At 70.8% G+C, this 1797-nt stretch carries 2 protein-coding genes and 1 pseudogene; 1 reads left to right on the forward strand and 2 read right to left on the reverse strand.

Features of this window, described 5'->3' with window-relative positions:
- A pseudogene (locus tag L995_RS05725) lies at window positions 1–205 on the reverse strand (hypothetical protein); the annotation flags it as partial.
- A gap of 116 nt (window positions 206–321) precedes the next feature.
- On the opposite strand from L995_RS05725, the gene L995_RS05730 reads away from it, so the two are divergent.
- Complete coding sequence (locus L995_RS05730) at window positions 322–984, forward strand: glutathione S-transferase family protein (RefSeq protein WP_016450404.1); 663 nt, start codon at window positions 322–324, stop codon at window positions 982–984.
- A gap of 16 nt (window positions 985–1000) precedes the next feature.
- On the opposite strand, the gene L995_RS05735 is transcribed toward L995_RS05730, so the two are convergent.
- The coding region (locus L995_RS05735) for an ATP-binding domain-containing protein (RefSeq protein WP_047470054.1) at window positions 1001–1797 on the reverse strand (797 nt) is incomplete at its 5' end.

The following is a 1797-nucleotide window of genomic DNA, read 5'->3' on the forward strand; positions in this document are numbered from 1 at the left end:
CCGCGTTGCCGTGGCTGCCGGCAAGGGCATCGTCCTGACCGGCTGGCGAGGGCACCCAGACCGATTCGCCAGCGGCCGAGCACAGGCGCTCCCAGCCCGAGGCGCGCGCCAGCGGCGCAAACGCCGAAGCCAGCGCCACGCACAGCCACAGGCCCAGCGCCCAGCGGGCGCAGGCAGCCAAGGTGGAGGGCAGGCGAAGCGGCATGACGTCATTCTAGGGGTCTGCCCCAGGACGTCATGTCCGTGACCCCGCCAGGCCCTGCCCGCCCCTACCATCGCAGGCGCATCCCCCAGCCCTCACCAACACCCTAGGAGACACCCATGCTCACCCTGTGCGGATTCGCGGCCAGCAACTACTACAACAAGGTCAAGCTGGCCCTGCTGGAAAAGCAGCTGCCCTTCAACGAGGAACTGGCCTGGCTGGGAGAGACCGACATGGCGCTTTCTCCGCTGGGCAAGGTGCCCTACCTGCGCATCGACGACGGCCGGGGTCTGTGCGAGTCGGCCGCCATGGTCGAGTACGTGGAGACGCTGTCGCCCTCGCCGGCCCTGCTGCCGGCCGACGCCTTCGAGGCCGCCAAGGTGCGCGAGCTGTGCGTGTACCTGGACCTGCACCTGGAGCTGGTGGCGCGCATCCTCTACCCGCAGGCCTTCTTCGGCGGCCAGGTCAGCGACTCCACCCGGGAGCGCACGCTGGCCCAGCTCGACAAGAACGTGGCGGCCTTCGCCAAACTCGCGCGTTTCTCACCCTTTGTGGCGGGCGACAGCTTCACGCTGGCCGACTGCTGCGCCATCGTCCACCTGCCCCTGGTCAGCGCGGCCAGCAAGATCGTTGGCGGCCGCGACGTTCTGGCCGACCTGCCCGTGCGCGAGTACCTGGCACGCATGGCCGAGCGGCCCACGGTGCAGCAGGTCAATGCCGACCGCAAGACCAATACGGCGCTGATGATGGCCCGCTACGCCAGCGACAAGACCCCGGCCTGAGGCGCGGGGCCTTCACTCACTCCTGCAGCCAGCGCAGCAGCCCGCTGGCGCGCTGCGTGGGGCTGCCAACGGCCGAGGCCAGCAGGCCCGGCACCTCGGAGAACAGCGAGAAGGCCTGGCGGGCGCGCGTGATGCCGGTGTAGACCAGCTCGCGCCCCAGCACGCTGCCGCCGCGCGAGGGCAGCACCAGGGCGGTGTGCTCGAACTCCGAGCCCTGGCTTTTGTGCACCGTCATGGCGAAGGCGGTCTCCACATGGGCCATGCGGCTGACGCCGACCGAGCGCAATTCGTCGCCCTGCAGGAAGTAGACGCGCAGCAGTTGCCCTGGCTGCCCCTGGTGCGCTCCCGGCAGCGCAATGCCGATGTCGCCGTTGAACACGCCCAGCTGCGCGTCGTTGCGCGTGACCATGACGGGACGGCCCGCATACCATTCGCCGCCCCGGCGGATCACGCCCTGCGCATCCAGGGCCTGCTCCACCGCGCGGTTGAGGCCGGACACGCCCCAGTCCCCCTCGCGCACAGCGCACAGCAGCCGGAAGCGCTCGAAGGCCTGCAGCACAGCGACCACCCAGGCGCGGTGCGCTGCCTCGTCGGCGCCGGCCGCATCCGGCCGGCCCTGCAGCGCCTGGGCATAGAGGGCATAGCTGGCAAGACCGCCGCGCCCGTGCACGGCCAGTTCGGTCACGGCGTACACGCCGCCGCCATGGCGTTCCCACAGCTCGGAACCGGCGCCGGCTTGCGTGCCGGCATCGAGCAGGGCCTGGGCCTTCACCGCCTCACCGGCATTCACGGCGTGTGCCAGCTGGCCGATGG

The sequence above is a fragment of the Delftia sp. ZNC0008 genome, from assembly GCF_000799035.1.
Classification (GTDB): Bacteria; Pseudomonadota; Gammaproteobacteria; order Burkholderiales; family Burkholderiaceae_C; genus Comamonas; species Comamonas tsuruhatensis.

Excerpts from the sequence above, each read along its gene's own strand:
- L995_RS05730 (WP_016450404.1), top strand. The coding sequence starts at position 322 with ATGCTCACCCTGTGCGGATTCGCGGCCAGCAACTACTACAACAAGGTC.